The sequence below is a fragment of the Pantoea coffeiphila genome, assembly GCF_016909495.1.
Taxonomy (GTDB): Bacteria; Pseudomonadota; Gammaproteobacteria; order Enterobacterales; family Enterobacteriaceae; genus Erwinia; species Erwinia coffeiphila.
The window spans coordinates 380,216-397,625 of record NZ_JAFBFW010000005.1 but is presented as its reverse complement, the minus strand read 5'-3'; the positions used below and the strand labels follow the sequence as shown (position 1 = coordinate 397,625).

Sequence of the window (17,410 nt, the reverse complement as noted above, 5' to 3'; positions counted from 1 at the left end):
TCTGCCCCTCCAGTTACCCCAAAACACCACTTTACACCACAAATTCCCACTAAAAGAGTTTACGGAGCGAAGGAAAACATTGTCAAGCCGCAGTCATGGCAGAAAGGCATTATTTCTCAGAGGAATAAAAAGCGGAGAAGTTAAAAACAAACCACCTGAAGAGAGCACCGGAGAATAAACTAATGAATAGTGGCAGGAAATTTGCCCGGCCAATTAAATTGCTCAAAAATATACCACTCAGAGATAAAAGGAAATAAGTGCTCAGCTTTGCGACGCGGGCTGCATTTTAGGGTATTTCCGAGGCTTTTCCCAGCACGGCGCAGGCATGGCGCTGCTAACAGCATCGGACGTTCACAGGATTATTATTATTCGCTAGCTTATTTAATCAACGGTGCAACATTTTTTGTCTCATTTACTTATATTTACTAAATACCTATAAGATGAATCTCAAATACAAGATAAATTTGCCATCTTATGCTACGCCCTCAGAGAGTAACTCAGAGTAAATGCATGGATATGAAAAAGGCAGCCTTAGCTGCCTTTTTCTCTCTGAATAGTTAGATCGCTTTACGATTTAAACGCCCACGACGATAAAGATTGCGCCGAATACGCGTCAGACCGGGTTTCGGTTTACGCGGCTCATCAAGGCTGGCTAATACTAACTCCAGAACGCGCTCCGCAACGTCACGATGCCGCTGGCCCACGGCCAGTACCGGACATTCCAGGAAATCGAGCAGTTCGTGATCGCCAAAGGTGGCAATCGCCAGATCCTGCGGCAGTCGCCCTTCCGATTTCAGGGTCACGTCCATTACCCCCTGCAGCAGGCCGAAAGAGGTGGTGAACAGCGCCTCCGGCATGTCGTGCGTTTCGAGATACTTTTCAAATAGCGCGGCGGCGGCATGGCGCTCAAAGCTATTGGCATAAACGAAGTCGATCTGCCGTTCATCGCCCTTCCACGCATCGCGGAAACCCAGCTCTCGCAGGAAGCTAACCGACAGTTCCGGCAGCGCGCCGAGGAACAGCACCGATTTAACCGGCAGCTTACGCAGTTCAGCAGCCAGCGCCTGGGCATCGTCCTGATCGGCACCGACCACGCTGGTAAAGTGCTCGCGATCCAGCGCACGATCCAGAGCGATAATCGGTAACGGATCGTTGATCCAGCGCTGATAGAACGGATGCTCCGGCGGCAGCGAGGTTGAAACGATAATCGCATCAACCTGGCGCTGGAGCAGGTGCTCCACACAGCGCATTTCGTTATCCGGCTGATCTTCGGAACAGGCAATAAGCAGCTGGTAACCACGCTGACGCGCCTGGCGTTCCAGGTAATTCGCTATTCGGGTATAGCTGGTATTCTCCAAATCAGGAATAACCAGTCCTATTGATCGGGTACGGCCGGCACGAAGCCCCGCCGCTACCGCGTTCGGATGGTAATTATGCTCACGCACCACCGCCATCACCTTCTCGACGGTTTTATCGCTGACACGATACTGCTTTGCTTTGCCGTTGATGACATAGCTTGCTGTCGTGCGTGATACACCGGCCAGGCGGGCAATTTCATCCAGTTTCACAATAACCCCACACTTCTGTCGCGTATCTGCGGCCAATAGCCACAGTACATCTATGGATAAGTCGTTTATAACATCTAACCGCAGAATAGTTTAGCGGGCAACAGCTTTTCATCAGTGGCGGGGGCAATTGAGCAAAAAATAAAAAAACCCGGCATTACGCCGGGTTAGCAGACTGTCTGTAAAATCGTCAGCGACGATTAGCGCATGATGCGCTCGCCACGTGCTACGCCAACAATACCTGAACGCGCAACTTCAACAATTTCCGCAACTTCGCGTACGGTGCTGAGGAAAGCGTCGAGCTTATCGCTGGTGCCGGCAAGCTGAACCGTGTAAAGCGAAGGTGTCACATCCACGATCTGGCCACGGAAAATTTCCGCACTGCGTTTAACTTCTTCGCGGCCGTAACCGGTCGCCTGGATTTTCACCAGCATGATTTCGCGCTCAACAAAAGCGCCCTGACCCAGTTCGCTAACGCGCAGCACATCGACCAGTTTGTGCAGCTGCTTCTCAATCTGCTCCAGCACTTTTTGGTCGCCGACGGTTTGAATCGTCATGCGCGACAGCGTTGGATCGTCAGTCGGTGCAACCGTCAGGCTTTCAATGTTGTAGCCGCGTTGGGAAAAAAGCCCAACCACGCGGGACAATGCGCCGGATTCATTTTCCAGCAGAACCGATAATACACGACGCATAATTAAGTCCTCTCCGTTTTGCTCAGCCACATTTCATCCATAGCGCCACCGCGAATATGCATCGGGTAGACGTGTTCGGTGCCATCTACATTCACATCCACAAACACCAGACGCTCATTACGCACCTGCTCAAGCGCCTCGGCCAGCTTCGATTCCAGCTCTTCCGGACGGTTGATAGAGATGCCCACGTGGCCGTACGCTTCCGCCAGACGGACGAAGTCAGGCAACGATTCCATATACGACTGTGAGTGGCGGCCAGAATAAATCATATCCTGCCACTGCTTCACCATGCCCAGGAAACGATTGTTGAGGTTCAGCACCAGCACCGGAATACCGTACTGCAGGGCGGTAGACAGCTCCTGAATATTCATCTGGATACTGCCGTCACCGGTTACGCACACCACGGTTTCCTGCGGCAGCGCCAGCTTCACGCCCAGCGCGGCAGGCAGACCGAAGCCCATCGTGCCCAGACCGCCGGAGTTGATCCAGCGACGCGGTTTATCAAACTGATAGTAAAGCGCAGCAAACATCTGGTGCTGACCCACGTCAGAGGTAACATAGGCATCGCCTTTGGTCAGGCGGCAAATGGTTTCGATAACCGCCTGCGGCTTGATTTTATCGCTGGTGCGATCGAACTCCAGGCACTGACGCGCGCGCCACTGGTCAACCTGCTGCCACCAGTCACGCAGACTGTCATAGTTCTGCTGCGCGTCACTTTGCGCCAGCAGTTCCAGCATCTGCTGCAGAACCAGCTTCGCATCACCGACAATCGGTACATCCGCTGCCACGGTTTTGGAAATTGATGTCGGATCGATATCAATGTGCAGCACGGTGGCATTCGGGCAGTATTTTGCCAGGTTATTAGTCGTACGGTCATCGAAGCGTACACCCACGGCAAAGATCACGTCCGAGTGGTGCATGGTCATGTTGGCTTCGTAGGTGCCGTGCATGCCCAGCATGCCCACGCACTGGCGATGCGTGCCGGGGAAGGCTCCCAGTCCCATCAGAGAGGTGGTAACCGGTACGTTAAGTTTTTCCGCCAGCTGACGCAGCTCATCATGACAGGCGGCGTTAATCACGCCACCGCCGGCATAAATCACCGGCTGCTTCGCCGCTAACAGCGTTTGCAGCGCACGTTTAATCTGACCTTTATGACCCTGCGTTGTCGGGTTATAAGAACGCATGCTGACTTCTTCCGGCCAGACATAAGGCAGTTTATTCGCCGGATTCATCATATCTTTCGGCAGATCGACAACAACCGGGCCAGGACGACCGCTCGCCGCCAGCCAGAAGGCTTTCTTCATGATGGTCGGAATTTCTTCAACGCTTTTCACCATAAAGCTGTGCTTCACGACCGGGCGCGAAATCCCCACCATGTCGCACTCCTGGAAGGCATCGTAGCCAATCAGAGAGGACATTACCTGGCCGGAAAGTACAACCATTGGAATGGAATCCATATAGGCCGTAGCGATACCGGTGATCGCATTAGTCGCGCCTGGGCCGGAGGTCACCAGCACGACACCGACATCGCCGGTTGCGCGCGCATAACCATCCGCCATATGCACTGCGCCCTGCTCGTGGCGGACCAGGATATGGTCAACACCACCAACGGTTTGCAGAGCGTCATAAATATCAAGGACCGCTCCACCGGGGTAGCCGAATACATGTTTTACGCCCTGATCGATTAACGATCGGACCACCATCTCGGCTCCTGACAACATCTCCATCTTTGCCTCCAGGCTTTAAGGTACTGAGTTATCCAACATCTCCCCTGTCAGGACGCTGCCAGATAATTTCAAAACCCGTGTTTTATATGCTCAGAAATTGGAAGTCATTTCCAAATTCCAGGTACAGGGAAGAACCCTGGTCATTTTTTTGGTTTGAGGTTATGCCGATTACCATAACCGTAGAAAACCTGCCAGGCAAACGGCAAACCACACACTGGGTGCGGAAAGGGATGATTAAGGCTCTGCCGCCCGGGCTCAGCTATCGACAATAACACTGAACATAAAGCGTTATAAAAGCGGAATGTACTGTGGTTTAGATAATTATCAGCGCGATCGTTTTGTTATTAAAACGGTGTAGGATAAAAAACACGGAGGGCCGCGCTGGCTGTTGGTTTTTTTTAGTTATATCTACTAACTTTTAAAGAAAAGATAATATTTTTATCCAAAAAAAGCCAAAGCATCACCTCAAACCATCACTACAAAAAAACCAAACAAAACACTTAAAATCAATCAATTAAAAATAAAAATAACGCAGTAAATCATCGTTAAGCCCGTCATTTCCCGATCGAAATCACATTTCAGCTGGCTATTCTTCTGAAGTGCGGCCAGCCGCCAGAATATTTTCCTTAAGACATTGGGGGTCACGCGCTAATAACCCCATAGCGAAAGTTGACAGCCCGCCCCGTTATCAGGTATCAATAATGTCACTTTGAATTTATGAGGTCTGAGTCAATGATTCGTTCCATCCGCCTACTCGGTCTACTACTAAACGCATCTTCGCTGCGCGGTAGACGAGTGGGCGGAATCAATCACTGATTCAGGCCTGCAAGACCTAAGAAACCCGCGCCAATGCGCGGGTTTTTTTATGCTCGCGGCCAGGCCCGACGTAATCAAGACAAGGAATTAACCCATGAGCCAACAAGTCATTATTTTCGATACCACTCTGCGCGATGGTGAGCAGGCATTACAGGCCAGCCTGAGTGTGAAAGAAAAACTGCAGATTGCCCTGGCACTGGAGCGTATGGGCGTGGATGTGATGGAGGTCGGCTTCCCGGTTTCTTCACCCGGTGATTTTGAATCCGTCCAGACGATTGCCCGTCAGATCAAGAACAGCCGCGTCTGCGGGCTGGCACGCTGTGTGGAAAAAGATATCGACGCAGCTTACGAAGCGCTGCGCGTGGCAGAGGCCTACCGTATCCACACCTTCCTGGCGACGTCGCCAATGCACATCGCCACCAAACTGCGCAGCACCCTGCCGGAAGTCATTGAACGTGCGGTGAAGATGGTCAAGCGTGCGCGTAACTACACCGATGACGTGGAATTCTCCTGCGAAGACGGCGGGCGTACGCCAATTGACGATCTGTGCCGCGTGGTGGAAGCCGCAATTAACGCCGGTGCCACCACCATCAACATTCCGGATACCGTCGGTTATACCCTGCCTTACGAATACGCCAACATCTTCACCCAGCTGCGCGAACGCGTGCCAAATATCGACAAAGCGATTCTGTCCGTACACACCCATGACGATCTGGGCATGGCCGTTGGCAACGCGCTGGCCGCCGTCAACGCCGGTGCGCGCCAGATTGAAGGTGCGATGAACGGTTTGGGCGAACGTGCCGGTAACTGTGCGCTGGAAGAAACCATTATGGCGATTAAAACCCGCGGTCAGTTGATGAATGTGCATACCCGCATCAACCACCAGGAAATCTATCGCACCTGCCAGACCGTCAGCCAGATTTGCAATATGCCAATCCCGGCGCATAAAGCGGTAATTGGTTCCAATGCCTTCGCTCACTCCTCCGGTATCCACCAGGACGGCGTGCTGAAAAATCGTGAAAACTACGAGATCCTGACCCCGGAATCCATTGGCCTGAAGCAGGTACAGTTGAACCTGACCTCACGTTCCGGTCGCGCAGCCGTTAAGCACCGTATGGAAGAAATGGGCTACAGCGAATCGGATTATAATCTGGATACCCTGTACGAAGACTTCAAAGCGCTGGCGGACAAGAAAGGCCAGGTCTTTGATTACGATCTGGAAGCGATGGCGTTTATCAACAAACAGTCTGAAGAACCAGAGTTCTTCTCACTGGATACCTTCAACGTACAGTCCGGTTCCAGCGTGATCGCCACCGCTACCGTGCAGCTGTTGTGCGGCGAAGAGCAGAAAACCGAAGCCGCAACCGGCAACGGTCCGGTCGATGCGGTATACCAGGCTATTAACCGTATTACCGATTTTGACGCCGAACTGATTAACTATCAGCTGACCGCAAAAGGTCACGGTAAAGACGCGCTGGGCCAGGTGGACATCGTGGTGAAATATAATGGACGCAAATTCCACGGCGTCGGTCTGGCGACCGATATCGTCGAATCTTCCGCTAAAGCCATGGTGCATGCGCTGAACAATATCTGGCGCGCTCGCCAGGTCGAGCAGGAACTGCAACGTAAGTCGACTCAACAGGATCAAAAGGAAACCGTGTAATCATGTCCAGAACCTATCATCTCGCTGTATTACCCGGTGACGGCATCGGACCCGAAGTCATGGCCCAGGCAGGCAAAGTATTAGAAGCCATTCGCCAGCGCTTCGGCCTGCGCATTACCACCAGCGAATATGACGTTGGCGGCATCGCCATCGATCGGCACGGCGTTCCATTGCCGGAAGCGACGGTAAAAGGCTGCGAGCAGGCGGATGCGATCCTGTTTGGTTCCGTCGGCGGCCCGAAATGGGAACATCTGCCCCCGGCCGAGCAGCCTGAGCGCGGCGCGCTGCTGCCGCTGCGTAAACACTTCAAGCTGTTCAGCAACCTGCGCCCGGCCAGCCTGTATCAGGGGCTGGAAGAGTTCTGCCCCCTGCGCCGCGACATTGCTGACAAAGGTTTCGATATCCTGGTGGTGCGTGAACTGACCGGCGGGATCTACTTCGGTCAGCCGAAAGGCCGTGAAGGCAGCGGTATGCACGAACGCGCCTTCGATACCGAGGTGTATCACCGTTTCGAAATCGAACGCATTGCGCGGATCGCCTTCGAGTCAGCGCGCAAGCGCCGTAAGAAAGTGACCTCAATCGATAAAGCCAACGTGCTGCAGTCCTCAATTCTCTGGCGCCAGATCGTCACCGAAGTCTCCCAGGACTACCCGGACGTTGAGCTGAGCCATATGTATATCGACAACGCCACCATGCAGCTGATCAAAGCGCCGTCACAGTTCGACGTGATGCTGTGTTCTAACCTGTTTGGCGACATCCTTTCCGATGAGTGCGCGATGATCACCGGCTCAATGGGTATGTTGCCTTCAGCCAGCCTCAACGAACAGGGCTTTGGCCTGTTTGAACCGGCGGGCGGTTCAGCACCGGATATTGCCGGTAAAAATATCGCTAACCCGATCGCTCAAATCCTGTCGCTGGCGCTGCTGTTACGCTACAGCCTGGACGCAGGTAACGCCGCTGATGCCATTGAGCAGGCCATCAGTCGTGCGCTGGAAGAAGGTTATCGCACCGGTGACTTAGCCGGCAACGGCAAGGCTATCGGCACCGATGAAATGGGCGACATCATTGCCCGGTTTATTCGCGAAGCATAATTATGAAAACACTGTACGAGAAGCTGTTTGATGCGCATGTCGTGCACGAAGCACCCAATGAAACACCGCTGATCTATATCGATCGTCACCTCGTTCATGAGGTGACGTCAGCGCAGGCCTTTGACGGCCTGCGCGCACACGGACGCCCGGTGCGCCAGCCGTCAAAAACCTTCGCCACCATGGATCACAATGTTTCTACCCAGAGCCGGGACATTAACGCCAGTGGTGAAATGGCGCGAATTCAGATGTCGATGCTGATTAAGAACTGTGAAGCCTTTGGCGTACAACTGTTCGATCTCAGCCATCAGTTTCAGGGGATCGTCCACGTGATGGGGCCGGAACAGGGCCTGTCTCTGCCGGGCATGACCATCGTCTGCGGCGATTCACACACCTCGACCCACGGCGCGCTGGGCGCGCTGGCGTTTGGTATCGGCACCTCCGAAGTGGAACACGTGCTGGCAACGCAGACGCTGAAGCAGGCGCGAGCGAAAACCATGAAGGTGGAAGTTCGCGGTAAAACGGCACCGGGGATCACCGCCAAAGATATCGCGCTGGCGATTATCGGTAAAACCGGCAGCGGTGGCGGCAACGGCCACGTCGTCGAGTTCTGCGGTGAGGCGGTGGCAGCACTCAGCATGGAAGGTCGTATGACCCTGTGCAATATGGCCATTGAACTGGGTGCGAAAGCGGGCCTGGTTGCGCCGGATGACACCACGTTTAACTACGTTAAGGGTCGCCGCTTCGCACCAAAAGACGATCTGTGGCAGCAGGCGGTGGATTACTGGCGTACGCTGAAATCCGATGAAGGCGCGCACTTTGATAAAGTGGTCACGCTCGAAGCGGCGGATATCGCGCCACAGGTCACCTGGGGCACCAACCCGGGCCAGGTGATTGCCGTCAGCGACCCGATTCCCGACCCGGTTTCATTCAGCGATCCGGTGGAGCGCGCCTCCGCCGAGAAAGCGCTGGCCTACATGGATTTGAAACCCGGTATTCGTCTGACCGATGTGCGCATCGATAAAGTCTTTATCGGCTCCTGCACCAACTCACGCATTGAAGATCTGCGTGCGGCGGCGGCGGTGGTGAAAGGGCATAAAATTGCCGAGGGCGTGCAGGGTTATGTGGTGCCGGGTTCGGGTCCGGTAAAAGCACAGGCCGAAGCGGAAGGTCTGGATAAGATCTTTATTGATGCCGGTTTTGAGTGGCGCTTACCGGGCTGTTCAATGTGCCTGGCGATGAACAACGATCGATTAAGCCCGGGTGAGCGCTGCGCATCCACCAGCAACCGCAATTTCGAAGGTCGTCAGGGGCGTGGCGGACGTACTCACCTGGTCAGCCCGGCGATGGCGGCAGCGGCGGCGGTAGCCGGTCACTTTGCAGATATCCGCGAGCTGGCGTAAGGAATTAATATGGCGAAGAAATTTACTCAACACACCGGCGTTGCCGTGCCGATGGATCTGGCCAATGTCGATACCGATGCGATTATCCCTAAGCAGTTTTTGCAGATGGTGACCCGCACCGGTTTCGGCCGCAATCTGTTCTTCGACTGGCGCTATAGCGATGCGGATGGCACGGTCGATAACCCGGATTTCATTCTGAACAAGCCGGAGTTCAGCGGAGCCAGCATTATGCTGACTCGTGAAAACTTTGGCTGCGGTTCATCGCGCGAGCATGCCCCGTGGGCGCTGACCGATTATGGTATTCAGGCGATTGTCGGTTCTGATTTTGCCGATATTTTTGCCAACAATTCCTTCAATAATCAGCTGCTGCTGGTGTCGCTGGCGGAAGACGAAGTGGATGAGTTGTTCCGCATGGTTGCCGCCGATCCGGGGATGCAGATCACCGTCGATCTGGAAAATCAGCAGGTGCGGGCGGGCAGCAAGGCATATCGTTTTGAGATTGATAGCTTCCGCCGTCACTGTCTGCTGAACGGTCTGGATGCGATTGGTTTGACGCTTCAGCATGATGCGGCGATCGGTGCTTACGAAGAGAAGCAGCCGGTGTTTTTACGCTGATTTCAGGTAGTCGCTGCTTGTTTAGGGCCTGGATTATCGGTGTAGGACTTGGGGTTGCTGCTTGTTGAGAGTCTGGCTTATCGGTGTGGGATTGGGTGTAGCTGCTTGTTTCGCATCTGGCTTATCGGTGTGGGGCGGGTTCGCCGACTCGGCGTGAATACCTCCCTGTAGCCTCGACGGGCGCGTCCATGCGCCCGACGGTCCGCGAACCCGCCCCACACCGATTGCCTGTTAACAAATTCGTTGCTGTTCGTTAAAAACCGATGTTTCCCGCAGCAACATCATTGCCTGAAAGGCAGACCGTTACGGGACAGGTTAGCCGGGTGTCTGCCGCAAGGATGCGGCAGCCAAGCCTCCAGGGAGGATTCACGGCGACCCGGCGATCTGCCCGTAACGGTCAGCCCTGGCACCGAACATGCAGCTAGCTACCACGTTACACTGCCCTCGCCTCCCGAATCCGCCACGACAGCGCAAACGACACCAGCACCAGAGCAAACGCCAGCATATACACCGCGTGATGACCAAAGTTTTCCGCCACCGTCCCCTGGAATATCCCCGCAAGAATCACCCCGGTCGAAATACTATTGGTAAACAGCGTGGTCGCCGCACCCGGCCGCCCGGGCATTAAATCCTGGAACCAGATCATCCCAATTCCGGCGATAATGCCGATAAATACTGCGTTAAACAGCTGCAAAACCATCAGCGCCGCGCGATTCTGTAACAGCACCAGCCCAAGGTAGAACAGCGCGCCGCAGCCCACCGCCAGCAGCATCATATTACGCTTACCGGTACGCCTGACGTAGCGCCCGGCCAGCAGCATCACCGGAATTTCCAGCCCGGCAGCCGTCCCCATCAGTAGCCCCGCCAGCGAGTCCGGCAGGCCCAACGTGCTGCTGATATACAGCGGCATATCAATGATATACATACTGTTGCAGGACCACATCAGCACCGAAGCGATAAACAGCAGCCGCACATCGGTGTTCTTCAATCCGCTAACCTCAGCCACCGGCATCGCCGTGGTCGGCAGCGCTCGGGGCACCGACGGCAGGGTAAACCAGATCATCGCGATGCAAACCACAAACAGCAGTGCAGCGATGCTAAACATGAGAGTGAAACCGAAATTCAGTACCAGCGAGAAGGAAAGCGGCGGCCCGATGACCCACGCCAGCGACATCTGCGCACGCATCACCGAGCTGAACATCACCGCTTCGCGTGCCGAACTGTCGGCATACTCCCGTGCCAGAGCAAAAATCTGCGGCATCGCCACGCTGGCGATGGCGGACAGCATCACGCCCAGCGTAATCAGCGTCAGGTAATGGCGATTAAACGCAAACAGCACGGCGTTTGCCACGGCAATGGCGCAGCAAAACAAAATCAGCATACGGCGATCGCCGCGATTATCGGAACGCTTCGCCAGCAGCAGGCTGACCACAATCCCCGCCACCGCATTCACCGTATAGAACAGCCCCACCCAGAACGGCCGCACGTCGACTTCACGGCTGAGGAACAGGCTCAGCGTCGGTGCCTGTAGCGCACCGGCAATGCCGACCATAAACGTAATCGCCATAAACGCCAGATAGATCGGATTAAAACGATGACGCGCCAACAGCGATTTCATAGCAATGCCTCACTGGCATAAAAAAGGGAGAAATAATGCAAAAGCTTAGAAGAGAAACGACGAAAAAAGCCAGCGACATTTTTGCCCGCTGGCTGGTGAACAGCACCATACTCAGAAATCAGTGACCTCAGCCACTAAAGATGGCCAAGCGCCACTCCGTAGAGTGCCTCCCGCTCTTCCATCTGCTGCCATTATCGCCGTAATATACGGCAGGAAAAACTGACCGCTTTCACTACGGAGTTCCTCTTTTATGTCCTCACCGCGTTTGCAGCAGCAATTTATCCGCCTCTGGCAATACTGCGACGGCCAGCCGCAGGAGACGACTCTCAACGATCTTGCGGTACGGCTCAGCTGCTCGCGGCGCCATATGCGCAATCTGCTGAATGCCATGCAGGAGGCGGGCTGGCTGGAGTGGCAGGCGGAAGCCGGGCGCGGCAAGCGTTCACGGCTCAGCTTTCTCTACACCGGATTGGCCCTACAGCAGCAGCGTGCTGAGGATCTGCTGGAACAGGACCGTATCGACCAGCTGGTGCAGTTAGTGGGGGATAAAAACCGCGTGCGGCAGATGCTGCTTTCCCATCTCGGGCGCAGTTTTCGTCAGGGCAAGCATATCCTCCGCGTACTTTACTATCGTCCACTGCTTAACCTACTGCCGGGCACGCCGCTGCGGCGATCGGAAACCCATCTGGCCCGCCAGATATTTAGCGGTCTGGCGCGCATAAATGAGGAAAACGGGGAAGCTGAACCGGATATCGCCCACCACTGGCAACAGCTGAGTCCACTGCACTGGCGATTCTTTCTGCGCCCGGCCATTCGCTTCCACGACGGTCGCGAACTGGATATGGCAGACGTTATCACCAGCCTGCAGCGCTTAAAGGAGCAGCCGTTATTCAGCCACTTCGAACGTATTGAATCCAATGCGCCGTGGACGCTGGACATTCACCTCAAACATACCGACAGCTGGCTTCCGTGGCTGCTGGCCAGCGTCAGCGCGATGATCCTGCCAAAAGAGTGGCCGTTTATTCGCAATTTCGCCCGCCAGCCAACGGGAACCGGCCCCTATGCCGTCGAGCACAATCAACAAAGCCAGCTGCGTATCAGCGCCTTCGACGACTATTTTGGTTACCGCGCATTGATTGATGAGGTCAATATCTGGGTGCTACCGGAAATCAGCGATGAGCTGGTTTACTCGGGCGTGAAGCTGCAAAGCGACGATACCGACGAGCAGCCGCAGGAGAGCCGTCTGGAGGAAGGCTGCTATTTCCTGCTATTTGACCAGCGCTCCGAGCTGGGCCGTAACGAGGCCGTTCGCCGCTGGCTGAGCTCAATCTTCAACCCGATTACCCTGCTCAACCACAGCGGGATTGCCTATCAGCGTTACTGGTTCCCGGCATGGGGCCTGCTGCCGCGCTGGCACCATCGCCACGATATGGAGATGACCGACAAGCCAGAGGGGTTAGATTCGCTGACCATTACCTGGTACAGCGATCAGATTGAACACCAGGGCATCGCCAACGCTCTGGGACCCATTCTTGCCGCGCACGGCGTGGAACTGATAACTCAGGAACTGGACTATGAAAGCTGGCATCAGGGAAACGCCGACAGTGATATCTGGCTGGGCAGCGCCAACTTTACGCTACCGCTGGATTTCTCGCTGTTCTCGCTGCTGTATGAAGTTCCACTGATGCATCACTGCATTCCCATCGACTGGCAGCAGGATGCGCAGCAGTGGCGGGAGCAGAAGCTGCCGCTGGCCGAGTGGAGCAAGCAGCTGATCGACAATCATTATCTGCACCCGCTGTTCCACCACTGGCTGCAGCTGCACGGCCAGCGCAGCATGCGCGGCGTAAGAATGAACACCCTGGGCTGGTTCGATTTCAAATCCGCCTGGTTTGCGCCACCGGATGAGGCATGAGTGCTTTCGTTAGCGGAGTGAACTCTCTAGAATAAGCCGTTCTCAACGGGGTGCGGATAACCCGGCTGCCCGGCAGCAGAGTGATACCGCTGAGAGAAAACCCGTCGAACCTGATCCGGCTCATACCGGCGTAGGGATTTGAGAGTGCTGTCTGCTCAGATCCTTTGCGCATCTTCTTTTCAAGGAACGCAAAGTGCTAAAAAAAATCTTACCTCTGCTGGTGCTGTTCTCGCTGCCCGCCGCTGCCGCGAAAGACGTACTGACCGTCTATACCTACGATTCGTTCTCCGCCGACTGGGGCCCCGGTCCGGCAGTCAAAAAAGCCTTTGAGGCACAGTGCAACTGCGAGCTGAAGTTCGTCGCGCTGGCGGATGGCGTTTCGCTGCTCAACCGTCTGCGGATGGAGGGTAAAAACAGCCAGGCCGACGTGGTGCTGGGTCTGGACAACAACCTGCTGGATGCGGCCGAAAAAACCGGTCTGTTCGCCGCCAGTCAGGTCAATACCGACAGCAGCAGCGTTCCCGGCGGCTGGAAAAACACTACCTTTGTGCCCTTTGACTACGGCTGGTTTGCCTTCGTTTACGACAAAACCCGCCTGCAAAACCCGCCGAAAAGCCTGAAGGAGCTGGTTGAGAGCGATCGTCCGCTCAAAGTGATTTATGAAGATCCGCGCACCAGCACGCCGGGCCTGGGTCTGCTGCTGTGGATGCAGAAGGTGTATGGCGAACAGGCTCCGGCAGCCTGGCAGAAACTGGCACAGAAAACCGTCACCGTCACCAAGGGCTGGAGCGAAGCCTACGGCCTGTTCCTGAAAGGCGAAAGCGATATGGTGCTGAGCTACACCACCTCCCCCGCCTACCACCTGATTGAAGAGAAGAAAGACCAGTACGCCGCCGCCAACTTCAGCGAAGGCCACTATCTGCAGGTGGAAGTGGCCGGTCAGCTCAAGGCCAGCAAACAGCCGAAGCTGGCGCAGGAGTTTATGCAATTCCTGCTGACACCGGCTTTCCAGAACACCATTGCCACCGGCAACTGGATGTATCCGGCGATCAAAACCACCCTGCCTGCCGGTTTTGACACGCTCACCGTTCCGGCGACGACGCTGCAGTACAGCCCGCAGGACGTTGCCAGCCAGCGCAGTCAGTGGATCGGTGAATGGCAACGCGCCGTCAGCCGCTGATCCCTGGCTGGCTGATTCCGGGCGGTCTGACGGCGATAATGCTGGCCGGGATCGCCCTGCTGGCATTCCTGTCGCTGTGGTTTAACGCGCCGGAGAGCGACTGGCGCAGCCTCATCTCGGACAGCTATCTCTGGCACGTGCTGCGCTTTTCGTTCTGGCAGGCGCTGCTTTCTGCCCTGCTGTCGGTGCTGCCCGCCATCCCGCTGGCGCGCGCGCTCTATCGCCGTCGCTTTCCCGGCCGCAGCACCCTGTTGCGCCTGTGCGCCATGACGCTGGTACTGCCGGTGCTGGTTGCCGTCTTCGGCATCCTCAGCGTGTATGGCCGCAGCGGCTGGCTGGCGGAATTCTGTTCACTGATCGGCATCAGCTATACCTTTACCCCTTACGGCCTGCAGGGCATTCTGCTGGCCCATATCTTCTTTAATCTGCCGCTGGCCAGTCGACTGCTGCTACAGGCGCTACAGCAAATCCCCGGCGAGCAGCGCCAGCTTGCGGCACAGCTTGGTCTGCGAGGCTGGACGCACTTTCGTATTGTGGAGTGGCCGTGGCTGCGTCGCCAGATCCTGCCCGCCGGTGCGCTGATTTTCATGCTCTGCTTCGCCAGCTTTGCCACCGTGCTGTCGCTGGGCGGCGGGCCGCGCGCCACCACTATCGAACTGGCCATTTTCCAGGCGCTAAGCTTTGATTACGATCCCGGCAGAGCGGCGCTCCTGGCACTGCTGCAAATGAGCTGCTGTCTGGGCCTGGTACTGCTCAGCCAGCGTCTCAACAAAGCGATGCCCGCGGGAAGCGACAGCCTTGGCGGCTGGCGAAACCCGGAAGACAGCCGCTGCGCCCGACTGCTGGACGGTCTGATGATTACGCTGGCGCTGCTGCTGATCCTGCCGCCGCTGCTGGCGGTCGTTGTTGACGGGCTGCGCCAGGGGCTGAGCGGCGTACTGATTCAGCCCGCGCTCTGGCAGGCCACCTTTACCTCACTGCGCATTGCGCTGGGTGCAGGGGTGCTGAGCGTGATACTGACGGTGATGCTGCTATGGAGCAGCCGCGAGCTGCGTCTGCGCCAGCATCCCCGCTGGGGGCAGACGCTGGAACTGAGCGGTATGCTGATCCTCGCCATGCCGGGCATCGTACTGGCGACCGGTTTTTTCCTGCTGCTCAACGCCACGATCGGCCTGCCGCAGTCGGCGGACGGCATTGTGATTTTTACCAACGCGCTGATGGCCATTCCCTACGCGATGAAGGTGCTGGAAAACCCGCTGCGCGACATTGCCGAACGCTATAACCGCCTGTGTCTTTCGTTGGATATTCGCGGCTGGAACCGCCTGAAGCTGATTGAGCTGCGCGCGCTGAAGCGGCCGCTGGCCCAGGCGCTGGCCTTCGCCTGCGTGCTGTCGATTGGTGATTTTGGCGTGGTGGCGCTGTTCGGTAATGAGAACTTCCGCACCCTGCCGTTTTATCTTCATCAGCAGATCGGTTCCTACCGCAGCAGCGAGGGTGCGGTGACTGCGCTGTTGCTGTTACTGCTCTGCTTCCTGTTGTTCACCCTGATTGAAAAACTGCCGGGGCGCCATGCTAAGCCTGACTAATCTGACCTACCTCTATAACCATTTGCCGATGCGCTTTACCTTCAGCGCACAGGCGGGCGAGCGACTGGCGATCCTTGGCCCCAGCGGCGCGGGTAAAAGCACGCTGCTGAGCCTGATTGCCGGTTTTCTGCCTGCCAGCAGCGGCAGCCTGCTGCTGGATGGTCAGGATCATCGTGATTCTCCCCCGGCCAGACGCCCGGTATCGATGCTGTTTCAGGAGAACAATCTCTTCCCACATTTAACGGTAGCGCAAAACATCGGGCTGGGGCTGCATCCGGGCCTGAAGCTGAGCCACCAGCAAAAACAGGCTCTTCAGGAGATTACCCGCCGCGTCGGGCTGGAAGAACAGCTGCAAAGATTGCCGCATCAGCTCTCCGGCGGCCAGCGCCAGCGTGCGGCTCTCGCCCGCTGCCTGGTCAGGCAACAGCCGATCCTGCTGCTGGACGAGCCCTTTTCCGCGCTCGACCCGGCGCTGCGTAAGGAGATGCTGGAACTGGTGGATGAAGTATGTAACGAGCGCAATATCACGCTGCTGATGGTGTCACACAGTATTGAAGATGCGGCGCGCATCGCGCATCGCAGCCTGCTGATTGTGGACGGCAGAGTTTACTGGGACGGCAGCACCGTACAGTTACAGCAGGGCGAAGTCGATGAAGCGGAGATTTTGGGGATCAAACGCCGTTAACCCCCGTAACACTCAGAAGAAAACCTGCCACAGCAGATGGCGGAACACCGGCATCAGCGGATGGAACTGAATGGCAATAAAGCTGCCGATTGCCAGAACCAGCATCAGCGGAGCCAGCCAGCGCAGACGGGATGCAGGCAGATAAGGGGTGGCCCAGTCGTGTTGCTTTTTCGCCCGTAGCCAGCGCCAGCTCAGCCAGAAGCCCAGCCACACAACGATAGCCACCAGCAACAGCAGCCATTTAAACAGGCCGCTGCTGGCATCTTTCGGCACGTCAATCGCCACCCCGGCAAGAATACCCGGCAGCAGATAAAGCGGCGGCCACAGCAGGCAGCCGATGATGTTCGGCGGTAAAAACTTGCGCACCGGCAGCTCAAGCATGCCGGCAACCAGCGGGATCAGCGGGCGAGTAGGCCCAATAAATCGCCCGACGATAATGGTAAACATGCTGTGCTCGTGCAGGGCATGCTCGGTTTTATCCATCAGTTTCTGGTGCCGTTTGATAAACGACCAGCGGTGCAGCGGCCCCTTAAACTGCCAGCCGATGAAATAGGAGATCCAGTCCCCCAGCAGGCAGCCAATAATCCCCGCCAGCCAGGCGGGATACAGCGCCACCTGTCCGCTGCCAATCAGCGCGCCAAAAGAAGCCATCAGCACGGTGCCGGGAAGCAGCAACCCCACCAGCGCCAGAGATTCTAAAAAGGTCACCAGCCCAACGGCCAGCAGCGACCACGCCAGCGATTGAGTAATGATGTGTTGCAGCCAGGCTTCCATAATGTTCCAAAACGATTTTCAGGACCTCGGATTGTCCTGAGAGAGTTAAAAAGCGTCAAGGCGAGATTTGTATACGAATGCAT

14 protein-coding genes and 1 riboswitch are annotated in these 17,410 nt (G+C 56.2%); of the genes, 9 read left to right on the top strand and 5 right to left on the bottom strand.

Going from position 1 to position 17,410, the window contains the following annotated elements; genetic code table 11:
* Nucleotides 1–557: 557 nt before the first annotated feature.
* The 3 genes from cra to ilvI all read right to left on the bottom strand — a co-directional run bounded on the left by cra (nt 558) and on the right by ilvI (nt 3,984).
* On the bottom strand, nt 558–1,568 hold the full coding sequence (gene cra, locus JOE09_RS18065) for a catabolite repressor/activator (protein WP_205066710.1): 1,011 nt from the start codon (nt 1,566–1,568) through the stop codon (nt 558–560).
* 197 nt (nt 1,569–1,765) lie between these two features.
* Nucleotides 1,766–2,257 (bottom strand): acetolactate synthase small subunit, encoded by a 492-nt coding sequence (gene ilvN / locus JOE09_RS18060; RefSeq protein WP_123337260.1) that lies wholly within the window; start codon nt 2,255–2,257, stop codon nt 1,766–1,768.
* Between the two features lie 2 nt (nt 2,258–2,259).
* Nucleotides 2,260–3,984, bottom strand: a complete 1,725-nt coding sequence (ilvI, locus tag JOE09_RS18055) for an acetolactate synthase 3 large subunit (RefSeq protein WP_200545171.1) — start codon at nt 3,982–3,984, stop codon at nt 2,260–2,262.
* 717 nt (nt 3,985–4,701) lie between these two features.
* Here ilvI and leuL point away from each other — a divergent pair.
* The 5 genes from leuL (at nt 4,702) to leuD (ending at nt 9,569) form a co-directional block, all read left to right on the top strand.
* Nucleotides 4,702–4,800, top strand: a complete 99-nt coding sequence (gene leuL, locus JOE09_RS26455; RefSeq protein WP_200545169.1) for a leu operon leader peptide — start codon at nt 4,702–4,704, stop codon at nt 4,798–4,800.
* 94 nt (nt 4,801–4,894) lie between these two features.
* Nucleotides 4,895–6,463, top strand: coding sequence for a 2-isopropylmalate synthase (gene leuA / locus JOE09_RS18045; RefSeq protein ID WP_105595339.1), 1,569 nt, complete (start codon nt 4,895–4,897; stop codon nt 6,461–6,463).
* A 2-nt stretch (nt 6,464–6,465) separates the two neighbouring features.
* Nucleotides 6,466–7,554: a 3-isopropylmalate dehydrogenase gene (leuB, locus tag JOE09_RS18040; RefSeq protein WP_205066709.1), complete on the top strand. Its 1,089-nt coding sequence runs from the start codon at nt 6,466–6,468 to the stop codon at nt 7,552–7,554.
* Nucleotides 7,554–8,954, top strand: coding sequence for a 3-isopropylmalate dehydratase large subunit (gene leuC, locus JOE09_RS18035; RefSeq protein ID WP_172606671.1), 1,401 nt, complete (start codon nt 7,554–7,556; stop codon nt 8,952–8,954). Before leuB ends, leuC begins: the two co-directional genes overlap by 1 nt.
* A 9-nt stretch (nt 8,955–8,963) precedes the next feature.
* Entirely contained in the window at nt 8,964–9,569 is a 606-nt protein-coding gene (gene leuD, locus JOE09_RS18030; RefSeq protein ID WP_205066708.1) for a 3-isopropylmalate dehydratase small subunit, read from the top strand.
* 433 nt (nt 9,570–10,002) lie between these two features.
* On the opposite strand, the gene JOE09_RS18025 is transcribed toward leuD, so the two are convergent.
* Nucleotides 10,003–11,187 carry an MFS transporter gene (locus JOE09_RS18025; RefSeq protein ID WP_205066707.1) on the bottom strand — a complete coding sequence of 395 codons (1,185 nt, stop codon included), beginning with the start codon at nt 11,185–11,187 and terminating at the stop codon, nt 10,003–10,005.
* Between the two features lie 250 nt (nt 11,188–11,437).
* Between JOE09_RS18025 and sgrR the strand changes: the two genes are divergently transcribed.
* From sgrR to thiQ, 4 genes are all read left to right on the top strand, one after another.
* Nucleotides 11,438–13,102: an HTH-type transcriptional regulator SgrR gene (sgrR, locus tag JOE09_RS18020; protein WP_205066706.1), complete on the top strand. Its 1,665-nt coding sequence runs from the start codon at nt 11,438–11,440 to the stop codon at nt 13,100–13,102.
* Between the two features lie 36 nt (nt 13,103–13,138).
* A riboswitch (TPP riboswitch) is annotated at nt 13,139–13,257 on the top strand.
* 38 nt (nt 13,258–13,295) lie between these two features.
* On the top strand, nt 13,296–14,282 hold the full coding sequence (gene thiB, locus JOE09_RS18015) for a thiamine ABC transporter substrate binding subunit (protein ID WP_205066705.1): 987 nt from the start codon (nt 13,296–13,298) through the stop codon (nt 14,280–14,282).
* A complete protein-coding gene (thiP, locus tag JOE09_RS18010) occupies nt 14,258–15,868 on the top strand; it encodes a thiamine/thiamine pyrophosphate ABC transporter permease ThiP (RefSeq protein WP_205066704.1) in 1,611 nt (536 codons plus the stop codon). Before thiB ends, thiP begins: the two co-directional genes overlap by 25 nt.
* Nucleotides 15,852–16,553, top strand: a complete 702-nt coding sequence (gene thiQ / locus JOE09_RS18005; protein ID WP_205066703.1) for a thiamine ABC transporter ATP-binding protein ThiQ — start codon at nt 15,852–15,854, stop codon at nt 16,551–16,553. Before thiP ends, thiQ begins: the two co-directional genes overlap by 17 nt.
* Nucleotides 16,554–16,565: 12 nt before the next feature.
* Here the strand turns inward: thiQ and JOE09_RS18000 are convergent, their stop codons facing one another.
* Nucleotides 16,566–17,327 carry a DedA family protein gene (locus JOE09_RS18000; RefSeq protein WP_200545160.1) on the bottom strand — a complete coding sequence of 254 codons (762 nt, stop codon included), beginning with the start codon at nt 17,325–17,327 and terminating at the stop codon, nt 16,566–16,568.
* Nucleotides 17,328–17,410 lie beyond the last annotated feature (83 nt).